General features: G+C 35.6%; 14 protein-coding genes. 5 read left to right on the forward strand and 9 right to left on the reverse strand.

Annotated features, from left to right (window positions below; genetic code table 11):
- Window positions 1-52 precede the first annotated feature (52 nt).
- Window positions 53-2,401, forward strand: a complete 2,349-nt coding sequence (locus tag XM47_RS01025) for an alkaline phosphatase D family protein (protein ID WP_048688371.1) — start codon at window positions 53-55, stop codon at window positions 2,399-2,401.
- Between the two features lie 65 nt (window positions 2,402-2,466).
- Here XM47_RS01025 and XM47_RS01030 read toward each other — a convergent pair whose 3' ends face one another.
- The 3 genes from XM47_RS01030 to XM47_RS01040 all read right to left on the reverse strand — a co-directional run bounded on the left by XM47_RS01030 (window position 2,467) and on the right by XM47_RS01040 (window position 5,450).
- On the reverse strand, window positions 2,467-3,918 hold the full coding sequence (locus XM47_RS01030) for a helix-turn-helix transcriptional regulator (protein WP_048688375.1): 1,452 nt from the start codon (window positions 3,916-3,918) through the stop codon (window positions 2,467-2,469).
- Window positions 3,919-4,528: 610 nt separating this feature from the next.
- Window positions 4,529-5,101 (reverse strand): CBS domain-containing protein, encoded by a 573-nt coding sequence (locus XM47_RS01035; RefSeq protein ID WP_048688378.1) that lies wholly within the window; start codon window positions 5,099-5,101, stop codon window positions 4,529-4,531.
- Between the two features lie 49 nt (window positions 5,102-5,150).
- The gene (locus XM47_RS01040) at window positions 5,151-5,450 is read right to left on the reverse strand and encodes a hypothetical protein (RefSeq protein WP_048688381.1); all 300 of its coding nucleotides are present in this window, start codon (window positions 5,448-5,450) and stop codon (window positions 5,151-5,153) included.
- Window positions 5,451-6,121: 671 nt separating this feature from the next.
- Here XM47_RS01040 and XM47_RS01045 point away from each other — a divergent pair.
- Window positions 6,122-6,673, forward strand: coding sequence for a heat-shock protein (locus XM47_RS01045; RefSeq protein ID WP_048688384.1), 552 nt, complete (start codon window positions 6,122-6,124; stop codon window positions 6,671-6,673).
- Between the two features lie 199 nt (window positions 6,674-6,872).
- Here XM47_RS01045 and XM47_RS01050 read toward each other — a convergent pair whose 3' ends face one another.
- Window positions 6,873-7,316, reverse strand: a complete 444-nt coding sequence (locus XM47_RS01050) for a hypothetical protein (RefSeq protein ID WP_048688388.1) — start codon at window positions 7,314-7,316, stop codon at window positions 6,873-6,875.
- Between the two features lie 516 nt (window positions 7,317-7,832).
- On the opposite strand from XM47_RS01050, the gene XM47_RS01055 reads away from it, so the two are divergent.
- The 3 genes from XM47_RS01055 (at window position 7,833) to XM47_RS01065 (ending at window position 11,342) form a co-directional block, all read left to right on the forward strand.
- Window positions 7,833-8,471 carry a TIGR02117 family protein gene (locus XM47_RS01055; protein ID WP_077066425.1) on the forward strand — a complete coding sequence of 213 codons (639 nt, stop codon included), beginning with the start codon at window positions 7,833-7,835 and terminating at the stop codon, window positions 8,469-8,471.
- Between the two features lie 314 nt (window positions 8,472-8,785).
- Window positions 8,786-9,250, forward strand: coding sequence for a hypothetical protein (locus XM47_RS01060; protein ID WP_048688393.1), 465 nt, complete (start codon window positions 8,786-8,788; stop codon window positions 9,248-9,250).
- Between the two features lie 223 nt (window positions 9,251-9,473).
- Window positions 9,474-11,342: a zinc metalloprotease gene (locus XM47_RS01065; RefSeq protein WP_048688396.1), complete on the forward strand. Its 1,869-nt coding sequence runs from the start codon at window positions 9,474-9,476 to the stop codon at window positions 11,340-11,342.
- Between the two features lie 781 nt (window positions 11,343-12,123).
- Here the strand turns inward: XM47_RS01065 and XM47_RS19075 are convergent.
- The 5 genes from XM47_RS19075 to XM47_RS01090 form a co-directional block, all read right to left on the reverse strand.
- The gene (locus tag XM47_RS19075; RefSeq protein ID WP_048688398.1) at window positions 12,124-12,339 is read right to left on the reverse strand and encodes a cyclic GMP-AMP synthase DncV-like nucleotidyltransferase; all 216 of its coding nucleotides are present in this window, start codon (window positions 12,337-12,339) and stop codon (window positions 12,124-12,126) included.
- An 861-nt stretch (window positions 12,340-13,200) separates the two neighbouring features.
- Complete coding sequence (cas6f, locus tag XM47_RS01075) at window positions 13,201-13,833, reverse strand: type I-F CRISPR-associated endoribonuclease Cas6/Csy4 (RefSeq protein WP_048688399.1); 633 nt, start codon at window positions 13,831-13,833, stop codon at window positions 13,201-13,203.
- Between the two features lie 3 nt (window positions 13,834-13,836).
- Entirely contained in the window at window positions 13,837-14,850 is a 1,014-nt protein-coding gene (gene csy3 / locus XM47_RS01080) for a type I-F CRISPR-associated protein Csy3 (RefSeq protein ID WP_048688402.1), read from the reverse strand.
- Window positions 14,837-16,759, reverse strand: coding sequence for a type I-F CRISPR-associated protein Csy2 (locus tag XM47_RS01085; protein ID WP_048688405.1), 1,923 nt, complete (start codon window positions 16,757-16,759; stop codon window positions 14,837-14,839). Before XM47_RS01085 ends, csy3 begins: the two co-directional genes overlap by 14 nt.
- Window positions 16,759-17,943: a TniQ family protein gene (locus XM47_RS01090; protein ID WP_077066426.1), complete on the reverse strand. Its 1,185-nt coding sequence runs from the start codon at window positions 17,941-17,943 to the stop codon at window positions 16,759-16,761. Before XM47_RS01090 ends, XM47_RS01085 begins: the two co-directional genes overlap by 1 nt.
- Between the last annotated feature and the right edge of the window lie 284 nt (window positions 17,944-18,227).

Genomic DNA, 18,227 nt, shown 5'->3' on the forward strand with positions numbered 1-18,227 from the left:
ATATCCCAATTCACTTTATACATTAAGTTTACAAAAACACATGAGGCTTTATATGACTAGAGAAATATCGAGACGAAGTGCGCTGAAATTTGCAGCAGCAGGCATGGTTGCAACAAGTATAGGCTGTAAAAATACGCCAGATACCTTAACCTCACCATCGTCTGAAAAATTATCAACACCGATGCGAGATAAATGGGGAAACACGCACGATAGAACTTGGCTTGGTGGTGAATATTGGGCTAATCCAATGGAAGATTGGTGCATTGTAAATGGCTGGGCTGAATGCAAAAGTACAGATGGTAACCGCAGTATTCATTCATTAACACATAGGTTAATCGACGCTAAAAAAGCGTTTAATGTTTCTGTTAATGTTGAAAAAACGGTTGAGAATAAAAACGATGGCGGAGCAGGTATTCGCTTAGGTATTAATAACGAAATAAATGAATACCGCAGTAGCTGTTTTGTACAGCGTGGTTTAGATGTTGGTATTATTGACAACCACCTTGTGATAGCAAATAAAAAAACACCTTTCAACCTTGTAGTAAATAAACAAGCAGTACGGCTCGACCTGTCAGCTCAGCCACAATATGGCGCGGTGCTATTAACAGTGAAAGCTAGCTTGTGTGAGACAGGCCAGCTTATCGGGCAACTTACTCATTTGGTGCCAGCCAATGAAGTTGTGGGTAATCTTGCTGTTGTGAGCAACTTTAAGCTTAAATCAAAAGCAGGCCAGCAAGGCGGACGTTATCGTTTTTCTCATTGGCTGTTATCTGGTGATGCGTTTGAAGTATCACCCGAACGAAAATTTGGCCCTATTTTATGGACCATGTACTCGCTTAGTGACTCGCGGGGGCCAGATGGCTTTGTTATGAAGTTAAGCGCTTATACCGGCCCAATGGGAAAACATGATAATCAACACATTGAATTACAAGTTAAACGCTCTGGGCGCTGGGTATCGTTAGGAACACAACCATTAGACACAGACGCTTGGGTAGCTAATTTTAGAGTAACCAACTGGAATGAAAAATCAGAGCAAGCTTTTCGAGTTATTTACAATGAAAAGCGGCGAGACGGCAGTGAAGTACCTGATATATATAGTGGTTTAATTAAAGCAAACCCTGTTGGCCGACCACTTCGAATGGCGGCATTAACTTGCCAAAATGATTACAGTTTTCCTTACGCCCCAGTCGCTGAGAATGTTAAAAAGCTAAACCCTGATTTAGTGTTTTTTTCTGGCGACCAAATTTATGAAAGTCATGGCGGGTTTGGCATTATTCGCGAACCATTTGAGCCTGCTATTCATAACTACTTAAGGAAATTTTATCAATTTGGCTGGGCGTTTCGCGATGTTATGCGAGATCAGCCCACTATTTGTTTGCCGGATGATCATGACGTATTTCAAGGAAATTTATGGGGTGAAGGTGGCTTACCTAAGAAGCACCCTGAATTAGATCCTACGGCTTCGTTTCTTGGCGGATACATTGAGCCGGTGCGGTTTGTTAATGCTGTGCATCGAACTTGTGTGAGTCATCATCCAGATCCTTATGATCCAACCTCTAATCCAAGCGGCATTAGCTGCTACTATAGCGACATGGTTTATGGTGATGTTGGTTTTGCTATTTTGGCCGATCGACAATGGAAATCTGGGCCTGAACAAGCTGGTGTTGTAGTTGGGGAAACCGGGGTTGGGGAAGATCCTAACTTTATTAATCCAGAAATTAACCCTAAAAATCCAGTGTTGCTAGGTCAACGGCAAGAAGCTTTTTTGGCCCAGTGGGGCAATGATTGGCGGGGGCATAAATTAAAAGCTGTACTTAGCCAAACCGTATTTGCGGGCATTTCAACGCATCAACCATCGCCAGAGCGTTATTTAAAGTACGATTTTGATAGCAGTGGCTGGCCTGGACCTGCGCGTGATCAAGCCGTTTCTATTATGCGAAAATCTAAAGCATTACACATTTGTGGAGATACGCATTTAGCTTCATTAGCTCAATATGGTGTAGAGAAACAGCGAGACAGTAATTGGTCATTTTGTACCCCTGCGATATCTGCTGGCTGGCCGCGTTGGTGGCTGCCAGACCAAGTTGCTATGCCACATAAAAATCGCCCACAGCATGGTTTAGCGCAAACTGGTGAATTTATCGATGCTTTTGGCAACAAAGTTTATGTATATGCGGTAGGCGTACCTGAAGTAGGACAGTCTAAAAATCGCTATGTTAAAGCCCATGAAAAAGGCAGTGGCTTTGGTTTTATTACTTTTGATACTGATAAATTAACCTACACCCTTGACGCGTATCGATATTTAATTGATATCAATATTGATAGCCCGGTTAATCAGTTTGATGGTTGGCCAGTTACTATTCATCAAGAAGAAAATATAGGGGTAAATCGCTTGGGTTAATTATCGTCGCTAACCCTGTGCAGTGAGCAAAGGGTTAGCGATATAAAATATAGACGCAATTAGCTTTAACTATCTGCTTTAGCTTTTTGCTGATAAGATTTTGGCGTTAAACCGGTTTGCTTTTTAAACACGGTAGAAAAATAATTTGAATTATTGAAACCGACATCATACGCCGTTTGTGTTATTGATGAGTTTAATAACAACTGCTTCGCTTTATTAATTCTTACATCGATTAAATACTGATTTATAGTTTGCTGAGTTTCTTTTTTAAAGGTCGCCATTAAATACGAATGGCTAACATTGAGTGATTCTGCAATTGAGCTAATTGATAATGCTTGGTGGTAGTGCGCTAAAATATATTTCTTCGTGCTTTCTACAAGTGGGTTGGTTAGCTCAATACTGGTATTTTGTTTACAAATACTCGCAAGTCTAAGTGCTTCCTCACGTAATACAGTGTTTAATTGTTCTGTAGACTGGCATTTGTCGATATCTTTGCCTTTATGTTCTAATTGTTCAATCAGCTTCTTCGCATTGCCGTGATGTAAAATAACCATGTCATATAATAAAAATAGCATTTCACGAACCCGAGCTTTAAGTAAATCGGGTTGCTGATTCGCAAACTTATTCAGCTCTTCGACAAAAATGGAGGTGGTATCGGCAATCAAGCCAACACTTGCATTTTTAACTTGATCCAGCAATTCACTTTGTTGTCGAAAAGGATAATTTTCACTTACGGTTTCAGGGTACAGTTCTGTAACCGATAAACCATTGCCTGATGCTGCATATTGCACAGCGGCTAATTGTTTTTCGTAAGCATAACTATGTTGTAATTGATGGTGAGTTTTTTGAATATCACTAAAGATAGCCCAAGCCCAAATAAGCGCAGTTAAACTCATACCTGCGTAATATAAAGCCCATGCCTTTAATAAAATGCCTAAACAAAGAAAAAAGCAAAAATTAAACGCACCATAAATGTATATATTGGCTTTATTGTTAGTTTGGTTTCGTTTCAATAAATAGATACAAGGCAGGGTTAAAATTAAACTAACTAACAATATATGGCTGTAATAAATATGGTTAGCGGTTAAACCGAGCTGTGATTCCCAATGAAAAATAGGACTTATATCAAAGTAAGTTTTAGGGTAAGTAATCTCAAAAGTTAATGCATGAAAGCACGACCAGATAGAGCCCAAAATGTAAGGTAATGATGTTTGCCAATGCTTTAAATGATAACCAGATTGTATAAACAAGGCTTGAGTTAAAGCTGGAACGCCTAGTGAAAACAGTAAAAAATTACAGCTAATGTGGAGCAATATTTTACCTTGTTCGAAAGGTAACATACTGAGAATAGGTCCAGATAAATAAAATATCACAGTACCAAAAAATAAGCTGTAATAGCGATAAGACAGACCAATGCGTGAGCGTACTAAAGTAAAATAAGTGAGCACCATGGCAAAGATAATAGCAGCAGAAAAGGTGACAACACCTACAGAAAATAAATGCCAGCTTATCTGCATTGTCGAAACCTTAAAATTGGATGAACTAAGCTTAATGACATGGGCTTACCGTATGATAAATTCATAAATTATGGGCTAAAAAATGTTGAAAGCAAAATCAAAAAATCATGTTTTGGTATTATGATTTAACAAATATGAGTTGAAATAGAAGCAATTAAATCAGCTAGCTCAATATTAGTTTTAATCTGTTACAGTTTAAGCTGAAGCCATATGTATGTGAGATAATACTTGTTATCTTATTTTTCAATTAAATATTGGTTAACACCAGAGAAAATTACATAGAAAATCAATACGTTGCTGTTGTAGGTTATCATATTGTAAATGTCATCTAAGCCACATTAAAAGCTTGCACATTCTCTAGAACAATTAAAGCTATTGCAAGATAGCGGCATTATTGCTGTGCACTCGAAAATGCTTGAGCGCACCGATAGAGAAAGGTTGACCTCGCATGGCTTCATCAAAGGAGTCATGCGAGGTTGGCATATTCCTTCAAGCCCAGATGAACGATAGTACCGCTTGGAATACGTTTTTTGGGGATATTTGTGGAGCGCTAAAAGCATAACCCAAAGCTAGTCTCGCCTTGGGCTAATAATTTATTTTTAAAGTTAGGTTAATCCTCTATTCCTTTGGTAATTGCCTGACTGATTAATTTAAAGTTAATTGGTAAATTTAAATTAACATCCAATTGCAGTCTTCTTGCTATGTCCGAAGCAGAAATTAGACCGCGTAGGGTATTACCTTTTTCATCTGTGATTAAAATGTGTTGTTCTGTACGGTCTTTTAAAAAATGTACAAGCGTTTTAATTGAAATATGCTCTAAAGCAGACCAGTCAATCGATTTTAAAGTTGCTTTCATACGCATAAAATCGGTCACTATCAGCTCAGATCTATCAACGCCAATCGCAGCTTTTTTGATAATCTCTTGATCATTTAAATCGTTAAAACTTAATGTCCCAATAAAATTGTCCGCTTTATCTAGAACAAGCTTTAATTTTACATGAGCTTTTTTCATTAAGTATTCGGCTTCGACCGCTTTGGTATTTGAGTCGATAACGAGTGGTCTATTTATTTTAAAGTCAGTGGCAATGTCTGTCGCTTTAGAATGAAGTGATATTTCAGACGCTTGGTTAGGCCACTCAATTTTGGATATTTCATTGCATGCTAATAATGATAATGTAGTCATTTCTTCTTACCTTTATTTAATAATTAAAATTTGGGATAAACCCCTGTATTCAGGCAAATGAAGAAATTGGTGGTGCTCGGATTAAGTTTCCTAAAAATATTGTTAAAGTTGAGTCAAAACGATAAAGGTTAGTTGCTCGGTTTTGCGAGGTAATGAAATATAAATATATTTTTTGAGGTAAATATTTCTTATCTTGATCTTCGTCTTCGATATTCCAATCAATTATCGGAGCGGATTTAGTGTCACTGACCAAGCTCTGAAACTTTTCATTATAAGTTTGGGCTTGCACATCGCCCAAAACGATAAGCGAAAAACAAATAAAAAATAGATATTTAGAGAGCAATCTCATTTATTTCCCTTATCTTCTTACAACATAAACTCAGTCTAAATATACAAAACAATCTTTGCATTAACCCATCATCAAAATAGATATTGAGACTCAAAATATAAAAGCAATGGGTAAATTAAAAAAATAATAAACTTAATTAGGTTTGACCGAAATATATGAGCCTTAAGGCTTAATCGTGTTGGGACTAGTTTTGGTGTAGGTCAAAAATTTCAACCTATTAAACCCAAATTAATTCTCAGTTTTTGAGTGTTGTCGGCTCTAATCAAATCGCAAGGCGCTGCCGTTATTTTTTTACTTGGCTTTTATATGTAAATTAAGTAATAGGCATTCATCGGGTTTTTAAATTAGTATTATTCGAATTTTAAAATAGCGGACGGATTAGAGTTGGTCTGGTCGTTTAATGTAATTTTAGCTTACTGCGGTGCTCATCTACGATACTGTCGACTTTGGATAGGTTATATAGTTTTAGAGACCCTTATTGTTGACGTTTGTGTTTACTTTAGTATACTTAGATTATTGATGTAGCAGACATGTTCTTTACATGACATCACGTAACCTCTAAGAGGTCGAGGCAGTGTCCGGTAATGACGTTCTGAATCCAAGATAATATCTTGGCGAAGGCTCCCTAGATGGAGCCTTTGTTATTTTTGGCACAAGGAAAATATAGATAAGTGGCAAAAAAGAATTTATTTAATCTACCTGATAATGAAGTTCAACAATGGAAAAGCTTCAATGATGGTATTAATGAATACCATTTTCATCATTTAAATTCATGTAAGCACTTATTTACTCATCCTGAACGTAATGAGAACTACACTCTATACTTCACTTTCTCACATCATGTATTTACACGAAGTATAAAAGAGAATGAAAACGTAGATCCTGCAAAAATTTATCCTTATCCATCAGATGAGAGAGCGTTTGATGCGAATCGCTTTAAATTATCTAAGCACTTACCTGACATAGTTCAAACGTTACCTAATCAATTTTGCTATCACGGAGGCTATAGCCGTTACTGTAGCTGTAAAATATCTCAAGAAGATGGATCTGATATTTTTTATCAAGTCGTTTATCGTGTCTGGAAAGAGCGAGGTAAAATGAGATTCCATATAGAGAGTGCATATCCACTGCAGGAAAGTTTGGGTAAAGTGAAAAAAGTAAATTTTTGGGTTATTTGTCATAACCTTCTTCGAGGGAAAAAGCTACCTCAGCCAGCAAAGTAAGCTAATACATATGAGCCTCTGGTTGGTCAATTGGTAATAGTGATTTATTCGGCAATTTTTCGGTTGTCGAATCCAAGTTAATCAGCAAAATAATCTACTTAGCTAATCATTTTAGTTGCCAGGCCACTCATGAACTGGAGCAAATCCAGTTCATGTCGTAAGGCGCGTTGGTGTACCTATATTGTGGTGCCCATTGCAACTACTCAATCACTTTTTGTAATACCAGTAATTTATTAAAGCCTAAATCTTTAAATGTCACTTCAATAAATTGATTGGTATCTAAGGTCTTTACTGTGTATTGAGCTTCGTATACGTGGCCAGATTTGGTATCAATAGAAATATTTTCAATTATAGCTGTACTATATTTAGTACCAGAGCCATGATTTGCATATGCAATATCTATTAGGTGTGTGCCCGGAGATACTCTTACAGCCATATTGCCACCATGAGTCGAATTCGTAAGTGTTTTTTTCTTATCGTCAACTCTTGTTATTAGAGACGTCCCATATGGACTAAAGTGTCTAGACGCAATAATTAAAGCTGGGAGCTCATTGGATTTCAAATTTTGATAATTTTCTATTTCCCGTACGCCAGCGCAGCTAACTAATGTCAGTAAAAATATAGCAATAAATAAATTTTTCATGAAACACCTTTTATGTTTACCGAGTGAGCTGATTACTCTGCACATTGTGTAATTCCCATTTATTCATTATTTAATTGGGCAGGGAGTTTACGTGTTGTAATATGCTAGCCTCGGTATTTTATTTAAGACAAAAATACTCTAAACCTATTAGCGATTAACTTAACTCCATCATTTACACTAGAGAAATATTTAACAGCTAATTAACCAAAATGTTACAGGCCATAGTAAAAAGTTCATATACAAACTCTCAAATATAGAATATTAATTTTAAAAATTTGCTTATTGAAAATTAAAGCCACTCCAATTTATCGAACGCTTGGTTGACCTGATTGCCTTTAATTCATAGGGATTTATTTCCTTAACGACAAGAAAGCTGCAGTACTTAACCCTCTACTTCCGACAACGATGGTTTTTAGAAGAAATCAGGCGAGTTAACTCAATGTTCCTTTTCAATAAACGACAGATTAAACTTAAGTCATGTTTAGGTGAGGTTCCTCTTTTTTTGGCAATTTACCCATGATGTATTTGAAAGTTTTATTTTTAATTGTATGTATTTCGGCGTGCTCACATCGGCCTAATGTTATTGAATATACAGCGGACTATTCAGGCACTGGAGAGCATTCAGTTTATGTAGTTAGTCACGGTTGGCATACAGGTATTGTGGTGCCCTCGAAACATGTATTTGCAGGCATCCCGAGTTTAAAAGAAAGGTTTAGACATAGTACATATATTGAATTTGGCTGGGGAGATAAAGGGTTTTATCAGGCTAAAGAAATAACCACTGGCTTAACACTTCAAGCCATATTTATTCCAACTGAATCTGTTGTTCATGCTGTCGGGATTAAAGACGATGTGTTTGTCTATTTTTCAAATAGTGAGATTGAAAAACTATTGCTAACCGACAAAGAGTTAGAGTCATTAATTCAGTTTATATCTGGTAGTTTGGCTAAGGAAAACAATGCCTTAATACCAACTAAAGCTGGCATTTACGGTGATAGTCAATTTTACAAAGCTATTGGAGATTATCATTTATTGAATACTTGTAATAAATGGACGGCTAAAGGCTTGCAAAGCTTTGGCATGGATATCTCCCCAACCTTTAAATTAACATCAGACAGTGTGATGGATTCTCTTAAGCTGAAAAATAAACCTTAACTGTCTTAAGGTTTATTATGTAGCGCTAAAAGCATCGCCTAAAACAGCAACTATATTGGCTGCTTCCTAAATTGCCGAACGTCAGAAATTCAACCTATTAAACTTAAGTTAAGCCTCAGTTTTTGAGTTTGGTCCGCTCTAATCAAACAGCGTAGCCGTCGCCGCTACTTTGTTACTTCACATTCTAAGCTGCAAATAAGTGGATGGTATTAATAGAGTTTTAAAATTAGTATTATTCTAATTTCACAAGAGCGGACGGATTAGAGTAGGTTTGGCCGTTTAATATAATGTTATGCAAAAGGGATATTCATTTTATGAAGGAAGTTTCAGGCTATGTTTTTTCAAACGAGTGTAGTTTCTTGAAAATTGCAGATTTAGTATATGATTCTGATGAAATAATTGAGGAGTTGGTTCCTGCTATAGTTGCAAATTATGCCTTTTCTGTTGAGCTTATGCTTAAATCTCTGGATGTTAATTATCAAAATGTTGGTGGTCCTAGTGCTGGTTTATTACCGTCTACCGAAATTGAAACTAACATTCGTGGCCATAAGCTCGCTAATATTTTTAGTCAATTACCACACGACTCCAAAGAATTGCTAAAAAAGGCATTCAAAGAATGTACAAAAGAAGAAATTGAACCAATTTTAGATTTATGTAATAACGATTTTGCTTTAATTCGCTATGCTCACGAATCTCAGTCTAAAAAAATCTATCGTATAGGTAAATTAAGGTTGCTTGCTCAAGGCGTAAATCAAAGTATTCGAGAATATTTTGCATAATAATGCCTGTCATGTAATGGTTAATTGAAATAAAATATAAACATAGTGTGTATCTCTAATTGTTTGTTTTTGAACAGTCGTAGCAAGAATGCTAGGAAGTAATTCAGTATCGTTTGGGGATGGTAGGTCGGCCTGCAACAGTGTCGAATTATATGTGGAGCTGTAATCACTCTTTATTTTGACTGGTTAATCTTGTCAATGAGTGGATGTTAAGGAGTAAATTGTGAATTGTATTAAAAATTATGTTGCTGCTGGCGCGTTAATGTTTTCATGTGCGGTAAATGCCGAAGTGGTTAATATTGGGATGTGGCTAACGAAGGATGCTATTGAAAAGCATGGTGAGGAGACGCTAAGAAGTTGGGGAGAAACTCAGGTGCTTCAGTTGAATCATGCTTTAAAAAAATCAGGTATAAATGAGTTAACATTTCAAATATCTAGTTTCTTTACTTATGATCAAAAGGTTGATACTTCGAACAATGTTACTTTGGTAAGAGAGATTCAAGATGATATTCAGTATGCCTACTATGTCGGTTCTGGATTTAAAAATCTTGTCTCTCATTCTAAAAACCCATATAGAATCGACATGGTTTTGCTTGTGACCAATCAAGATCCAAACAAAAGTAATCGAGTGGGTTTCTCTAATGGATTAAATGATGGTAGCACTTATTTTTTAAGTGACGCTACACTTAGCCGAGACTATTTAGTTGCTCACGAAGTTGGACATAGTATAGGAGGACATCATGACGATGCTACAGCTTATTTTTCAGATGTTGTTCATCCTCATGTATGTGGTGGTGCGACAACAATAATGGCGGTAGATAATCCGAAGCGAGCTAAGTACCCGAATGGATATTTTTCTAATGCCGATTTAGTTGTGAGTGGTCAAAGCTGTGGTGTAAATGGTGAAGCTGATTTTGTTGGGTATATCAAAGATGCCTTACATGAACACTCAAAATATAGCGATTATGAGCTAAGCCGAGGATACGGTGTCCATAGACAAAGTTTTAGTTATAAATATCCACTTCTTCATCGATGGACTGCTGAAGATATGCCAGAAAAAGCAACAGTTGAAATTTCAGCGGGTGCGATTGTAAATGAGTCACAAGGCAAGTTTGTAGTTGATGTATCTTTATCAGAAGCGGCGGATACAGACACAAGTGTTGAGTTGAAAGTATATGCTATCGATGAATCTTTGCTTAACACTCAATTTGTACAAGTTGTAATTCCTGCTGGTGCAACACACGTAGAGAAAACATTTAATTTTAATAATGACAATGTTTACAGTCGTGTAGAAAGAAAAGTATTCGTTCAAGCCCAATACCCTAAATGGTTAAAAGTATCTCAGGATAATAATTTAACGACTACAGTTATTGAAGAAGATGAATTGCCTAACTACGGTTCTTTTAAGTTTGCTGCAACTGATATTGAAATTGCGGAAGGTGAGCAATCAGAGCTATTGATTGTTAGAGAAAATGGGGCAGATGCACCCGTGACTGTCAAGTTAACAGTAAATGGTGAATTTACGGTTAATACACAAACAATCGACTTTGGTATTGATGAATATAGTAAAACCGTTGTAATTACTGCTACTGACAATGAGCATGAAAATGATGTTGTTGGAGAGATCGAAATTGATGGTGTTTCAAATGGTGTAATATCCAATGATTCCACTGCAAAATTAACGTCTCTTGATGACGATAAGTACGGTGTGGTTATGCTCAGAACGGCTAAGCTTACAGACGATTACAAAACGATTGTTGCGACTTTGGAGCGTACTGAGGGCACAACAGGTGATGTAACCGTAGTCGTAAAAGCAAGCGGTACAGGTGTTGAATCAGCAACTAAAAACGCAACGCTGCAAGATGGTCAAAACAGCGTTACCGTATCATTCTTGCCAAATTCAGAGGGCGGAAGTGCGAAAATTGAAATCCAAGAGGCTGGCAAGGCTAAGTTAGACACCAATAATTACCAAGTAAGTGTAACGATTGATAAAAAGCCTGAGTCATCTTCTGGTGGTGCATTTGGTTACTTCCTATACCTTTTGATGTCATTAACGTTTTTGAGATTGAATAATATAATATCTAGAGACTAGTTAGATGAGTACTACTTACACTCAGCTTCCTGCTTCTCTATTTGAGCGTGAAGCCAAAAGCGGTAAAGGTTAGATTTCTCGAAAAAGGTTATTGAAATAAAGCCTGATTTTATCAATAAATCAGGCCTTACTTTTTTGGGCTACTCAATATAAATAATGGGCTTGACTAGTGCCTCTGTAAATTATCCCGAATCCAAACGATAAACAAGCCGGTATGTCATGACGTTAAAACCTAAATAATATCGCAGTCTTCATTTGGCTGATGCATTAGCAAATATCTATTCTTGAATATAAAGATTGTATGTTGATGCGTAATGGTTCAAAAAATGCTTTTACTGTGTGTGGAATTTCTGTTTAAGTTATTGATATTTAAAGGCTATTTTAAACTGATTTTGTCAAGCTATGCTTGAAACAGAAAAAATATTATGTTGATACAACCAAATACTGACAAATTATATATTTATAATATCCATTATTTCAATGCATTAAAAAATTACAACCATAAGATGACAAATAAAAATACAAGCATAAGCTGACAATTTTTATGTAATAAAAAACCTTTTGTAATTAAATTACAAAAGGTTTAAACAGTGAAGCTACCTATGCGGCAGATTGTTATTAGTTGTGGCTGATTACTTCCAGGCCTTTTATTAGCTGTCTATTCGACAGTTATGGTGATTATAGTCCCCTTTTTGTTGTGAGACAATTAGCTTAGTTGGTTGAACAAGATTATATAAAACTACTTCTGGTATGCAGTAAATACTAGGTAATATTGTGATTATTACCCTTGTTTACACTCTTTAATTTCAACAAATTTATCTTCTGGGATAGCGTCCATAGGGACGTTAGCTGCTGAAATTCGAATACGTACGCAAGTCTGCTTGCTGTCATCAAACACCCAACCATCTTTCTCGGCTACCAAGGATTGTAAAGCACTATCCACTAGCCTAATCATCAGCCGATGCGCTAGCGTTGGAGCTCCCTCAAACATTTGCATAGGAAAATTAACGAAAACTAAATTTAGTTCAATTTACGCTTAGCCTATTTTGGCTAAGCTAACGACGGGTATTCCGACAAAGCGGACGTTGAATTTTTGTTGATCCTTACGTCAACTAGTAGCCATAAGCGGAAGTTGACCTTAACACTTTACTAGTAATTACTATGAATTTTAGTAATTACTATTTTTCTTGGTAAAACATTGCTTGAATGTCAAAAACGGAGTCTTTCAAGTCGGTGTCACTAATTGCTTATTTATTAAGTCTATTCTTTGACTGCTAATTTTGATCGGATCTATTCTGGTTTAGTTTGGATAGTATGCTAATTTCAATGGACTCTACACCTGAGTATAGCCTTCCACACATACATCATAACTCCTTGATAAGTTAACAACTACTAGACACCACCCAACTGAATAACAAGCAGCAAGTGAGCAGAAAAGACTCTGCTTGATCTAGATATAAGAAATATATTTAATAAATAGTATCTAAGGCAAGCGCTAACTTGTCTTAGATACACTCATCTGATAGTGACCAATAAAGAATTATTCTGAAGGAAAATCAGCTTTAAAAACTTAATGATAACTTCGGTGAATCTGCAGAACGCTTCTAAAAAGCCACTACCCGTTGGTGTTAATCTCTATTAACCTCAACGGGTAGTCCTAAAAAGTGTCCTGATTTAGATGCTCAGAACACTTATCAGCTGCCTATGCGGCAGGACACTTCAAATCACTCTATGTATGTTGGTTATCTATCTTATTAGCTGCCTATGCGGCAGGACACTAGAATTGAATGTTTTTAATTCTAGTGGTATTAATAGTTTAGGCTAATAATTCGTAATTAACCAAAATATTTGACGGAAATTATTTACTCTTAGATTCAGAGGCTTGAATACTAGGGAAATTTTTAGGTACTGGGTTTGCTATTTGTTGATTGGTGGAGAGTCCATACGAATTGAATTTGTCTGTATTGCTTTCAGAAAATGTTTTTTTCTGAATATGAATTGCGTAATTGTTTTGGTTCCCTTTGCTTGTCATTGGTATTTTATGGGAAAGTTCAAATTCGCGTAACTGAGTTTGCCGAATTTTGGGAGTGTATAGTTCCCCTCGTTTTTCAGCTCGGCTTAAAAATCTCTTTAACTTACGTTTTTGAGCTGTTGGAGTGATTTTATCAAGTTGTTGATTTCTAAAAAATAATACTGAGTTTTCTTTAGTTAGCTCACAAACTTGAATTTGACTGATTTCAAAGTATTTTAACTGCTGCATATCTCTAAAATATTTTTGATTAGCCAAAAATTTAAGTGAACTAGCGTTAGCAGATATAAAAGCCAAACTCCTACCAATTGATTCATTGCTCCATTGAGGAAATGAAACACCAATGTCATGTATTTCGTTGTGGTGATAAAAACCGTGCAATATTTTGAGACACCTTCCGATTAAAAAGCTTTCATTAATATCACTACCAATAAACGAGATTATAAAAAAATATCTTTGCATTATTTATCTTCCTAATTGAAAAAGTCCGCCTTTGACTAAATTAGCAGCAAGAAAATGGGCATCATACTGTGTTTCAAGATTTTCTTTACCCAATTGCTGTGTGATTTTTTCTGTACGCATCAGTATTGTATAGATGTCACTTCCTGTTTCTGGATGGCGAACACTCGTGTTTCGTTCTTTGATTACCCCAAAGGCGCCAACCCTGATTCTATTTTCTGCGTTTAGGTACCAATCATCTATCATCGCTAAGGCCGCGCCTATTTTATACGAACCTAAAATCGGGGTTCTATTACCGCCAATAACTGTGTCTTGATACACCCGTCCAATGGGATTGCCTTTGTCTGTAAACGCTTGACTTGGGTGTATTTCCTGAAGTAACGATGGTTTTATCTTCGCCTCTACCTCTAAAAATATACATTTTTGGGGATTTATGAGTGCTTCTGAGGTAATTGTTAAAAGTTCTTCATACCCATCAATATTATTTGGAAAATTATCATCAAACTTGTGTAAATTAACATTTTCAACGATAACTGATACACCTATATGTGATGTTATTTTTATATCAATACTTGGCGCATCAATATTTCTCCAAAGCCAAGCACCATTTAGTAAGTTTTCGATATATCGCTTTGCTAAGTAGCGGTATCCGCCTGCATTCTCATATTGAATTGAGAATTGCTTGAGTGCTTTGGCGACATCATCATCATTACAGTTTGATGGGGTTATTGAATTCGCATTTATGCGTAATGAAAATTTACACAATAAAGTTTCACAGTCATAAGGAACATTACAATATTCAACAGTATGCGGGTTCCCTTCAACCAGTTTTGCCACATTGGCCGTTGGCTTTATTGAAGTATCTTTATTAAATGCTTCTGACGCGCTTGATTTTTGTCCGATTAATTTGACCGTTGAAATAGATAATGGTGTTTTATTGCCTTCAGCATCCACGGCTAAAAATATGGCAATACTTGGTGACAACGAGCGAGTATAAGCTAATTTATTAGGTAGTCTCATGATGCATGTTCTCCAGTTTATGTAATAGATTAATTTCATATTCTGATACGTGAAGTGACCAAAATAACCTCGAATAATTAGTGCCATAATTAAAACTAGTTAGGTTTGCAATACTTAAAACATTTTCGGCAAAAGCATGCTTTAAGTTATCAATAACGCCAAGTTTATTGGTCGGAACTTCTAAAAATAAATATCCTGAATTAATCAAAATTAAATTACGGGAAAAATTAGCAGCGTTTAATAAGTCTTCTATCGTTGTTTTTTCAATTTGATAAGGCGAAAGCCATTGACCATTTTTATCAGGTATAGCCTCAACTATTTTTTCAAAATTATTTATTTGCTGGAGAAGAGACAAATCGTCAAGGTTAATATGCACTGAACCACCGCAAAAATGGGTCGGCAAACTATTAATTAATATATCAGAGGGTAGATTTTCGCTGTTGTTCATTTTGATGACTACACTGATGCTCAGATCACATTCAACAGAATCAACTAATCCAGGTGATACTAGTTTATTGTTAGATGTGAGTTCAAGTTCTTTTGTGTATGATCTGTTGGCTAAACAATATTTGTGTATGCAAATGGCAAAATCACTGAGTTGGACTTTGAGGTTATGTAAATTATTAATATTCAACTGAAGCTTATGAATAAAACCGGAAATACCTGTTAAGGATGGAAAACCAACGGCATACCCAGAATTTAGAGCATTCGCATCATTTATCTGTAAATTGGGAAGTAGAAGAAAATTTTGGTTTTTAGAGTTGTTCTGGGATGTTTTACCTATATTTGAACTGAGATTGGCAGTGTTGTTAAAAGCTCTGGTAAAAAGTTTAGTAAAGTAGGGATTGTATGCATATTGAGACAATTTATTGTGATAGCTGAGGTCTAGGTTAAATAACCTGACTAACTCATGGGTTGTCGGCTCATTATCTAGCCTGCGACATTTAGTTTTTAACCATTGTGTTAAATTAACTGTGAGACTTTCCATCATTTTCTTATTCAGCTGGACACGAGTATTTGGAGTAACTAAACCATCGTTCAAATTACGGTAACTGTGCATAATTTCATTGAATTCAAATCTGTTCCACTTGGTTGTTTTATTTGTATGTTTAAAGTTAAGCTTTGATGGTAATGACTTAAATAGTTTAACTTTTCCGCCTGTACTTGCTGCTAACGATCCAACATTAGCAGAACGCTCCATACTGTAATTCATAGACGATTTATAGTTTGATATGCAATATTTATGAACTTGAGACTGAATAAAATGCGATATTACAGGGGTTAAACTGATATATTGATTTTGCCCATTTGGAAACCTAAGCTGTGGGAAAAAATTAGCTTCAAGATCATCAATCGTTTGATTATTCGTTATCCCATCAAGCTCATTCTTCATTAAATCTAAATTACATTGAGATAAGCCCAATTCTAATAATTGATTTTCTATTATTGTATTTCTATCAATTAATGCTTTACCAATACAGGTCAAATGACCTTGAATTAAAAATTCAGCACACAAAAATATTGAAGCATTAACGTCTGAGGCGGTTTGAGCATAACCTTGACGATTCTGATATGGTTCTTGGCTAAATTGATACTTTAATGGTTTTAATCTTAAGGTACCGTGTGCTCTATAATCTGGAAATTTAAGATTGTGAGAGTGTCTATATTTGAACGTGTTCAGGCTGCGTTTAATAAACTTGTCGTTTGAAAGTTTAGCCAGTGCCTGCTCTTTGTCTAGTACATTATCAACTAAGTCCAATCGTTCGGTTAAATTAATCAGCGCGCAACAAGCTAAATCTGGGCTATTTGTTATATCTACAAATGGAGTAACGGCTGAAAAAGCACGTTTAAATGCTCTATTTCTATCTTGAATATCTTTAATTTTAGCTATCTCATCAAAGCTGTTCATCACCACCTCGACGTTATAATTGAAAAATTTGAATATTCAGTTTGATAACCAGCCTGCCATAGGCAATAGAGATCACCCAACTCAAAAGCAGGTTGGTTTATATTTAAAAATCCTCCTGATTTAATCCGAATGCCCGAGCTAAGCTCCCCTTGTTCAACCAAAGCGGCTATTTGCTCTGTTGACGTATTTAGCAACAAAGCTGCTTCAATACTATTAATTTTAAGCTTAAGAAATTCATTATTTTCTGATATTAAATTGTCATCAAAATATTTGTAAATTTCGGTTAATACTATGTTTTCACTTAACCTTGCAGAAGGTAGTTTTGCGCTATTGGATAATAGCTTTCCAAATACATCACTGAACGATGCATCCGATATGGGTTTTAGTCCATATTCTGAATAATGCTCCCATTGATTTTTCAAATACTTTTGAAAGCTGCTGGGCCACTCAGTAAAAAAATTTATAAATACTTCAGATTCAAATTCAGCAAGCGTAAGTTGGTGTAATTTTAACCACCATAGAATCAAACCAAATTTATGACTGTCCTTAACATTTGGTAAATTTTTATGAGTGCCAGCTAACCAATGACTAAGCTCAAAATCGTTATGGTTTTCCTTAACGCCTTCCAAATTTTTATATTCATGGCCACAACACTGACAAACACCTAATTTATGATCTGAAAAAGCGGAAATTATTTCGCCACAACAGCAATTCTCGATAAGTTTTATTTTATGCTTATGACATGTGTTATAAGGCCAAAACGCCCAAGTTTGTCGAATATAATTTGATTCTTTCAGGCACTCAGGGCAAACACCCGGTTCGGTTTTAACGAACATTCTGGGTAAAGTCATACCATTTCTAATTATGGCTGTATTCTTACCACAGTAATGGCTTGGGCTGCGAAAAATGGATAGTGAGATTAAAGGAAGTGATTCTTGATTAGTCAATTTACTGAGGTACGTAAGTGCTTTTACTCGTAAACCACTGGAATGATTTGCAAGATATGGGTTTATTTTTTCGAGTTTATTAGGAATATTTAGATAGCGTAATTCTGGTTTGTCTAGCGTTCGCCTAATCGCTGACCAAAAGCTACTAGCTTTAATGTAGCCATTATCTTGTGCCAGTCGCATTAAATAGCTTTCGAGAGACTCATCTATGTAAGGAATAGTTCGAATTAACAGCACACTAATTAATCTGTTTGAAATAAATATAAAGTTAGTTGATTTAATTAAGTATTTACAAATTAAAATGAAAAAACTTTAAATTAAGAGGTTTTTTTTCGATACTGCTTAACTGCTTGAAAATCGAGCAAATCAGTTAAGTTATAGTTTATTAAATGAGAGATTAAAATTTATTTTATGTCCAACTAATAATGATACATACTAAATCATATTTGAATATAGTAAGTAGCTGAATCAATTTTCTAACATGGACGAATTTAGTTTTGCATAAAAACAACGCTTAGCTT

Origin of the sequence: Catenovulum maritimum, from assembly GCF_001050375.1 — a bacterium.
In the GTDB taxonomy this organism is placed as follows: domain Bacteria; phylum Pseudomonadota; class Gammaproteobacteria; order Enterobacterales; family Alteromonadaceae; genus Catenovulum; species Catenovulum maritimum.

Bases quoted from the DNA above. Each gene is read 5' to 3' on its own strand.
- csy3 (WP_048688402.1), bottom strand. From the start codon at position 14,850: ATGAGACTACCTAATAAATTAGCTTATACTCGCTCGTTGTCACCAAGT.
- XM47_RS01030 (WP_048688375.1), bottom strand. From the start codon at position 3,918: ATGCAGATAAGCTGGCATTTATTTTCTGTAGGTGTTGTCACCTTTTCT.
- XM47_RS01085 (WP_048688405.1), bottom strand. From the start codon at position 16,759: ATGAACAGCTTTGATGAGATAGCTAAAATTAAAGATATTCAAGATAGA.
- XM47_RS01040 (WP_048688381.1), bottom strand. From the start codon at position 5,450: ATGAGATTGCTCTCTAAATATCTATTTTTTATTTGTTTTTCGCTTATC.
- cas6f (WP_048688399.1), bottom strand. From the start codon at position 13,833: ATGCAAAGATATTTTTTTATAATCTCGTTTATTGGTAGTGATATTAAT.
- XM47_RS19075 (WP_048688398.1), bottom strand. From the start codon at position 12,339: ATGCAAATGTTTGAGGGAGCTCCAACGCTAGCGCATCGGCTGATGATT.
- XM47_RS01050 (WP_048688388.1), bottom strand. From the start codon at position 7,316: ATGAAAAATTTATTTATTGCTATATTTTTACTGACATTAGTTAGCTGC.
- XM47_RS01025 (WP_048688371.1), top strand. From the start codon at position 53: ATGACTAGAGAAATATCGAGACGAAGTGCGCTGAAATTTGCAGCAGCA.
- XM47_RS01055 (WP_077066425.1), top strand. From the start codon at position 7,833: ATGATGTATTTGAAAGTTTTATTTTTAATTGTATGTATTTCGGCGTGC.
- XM47_RS01060 (WP_048688393.1), top strand. From the start codon at position 8,786: ATGAAGGAAGTTTCAGGCTATGTTTTTTCAAACGAGTGTAGTTTCTTG.
- XM47_RS01035 (WP_048688378.1), bottom strand. From the start codon at position 5,101: ATGACTACATTATCATTATTAGCATGCAATGAAATATCCAAAATTGAG.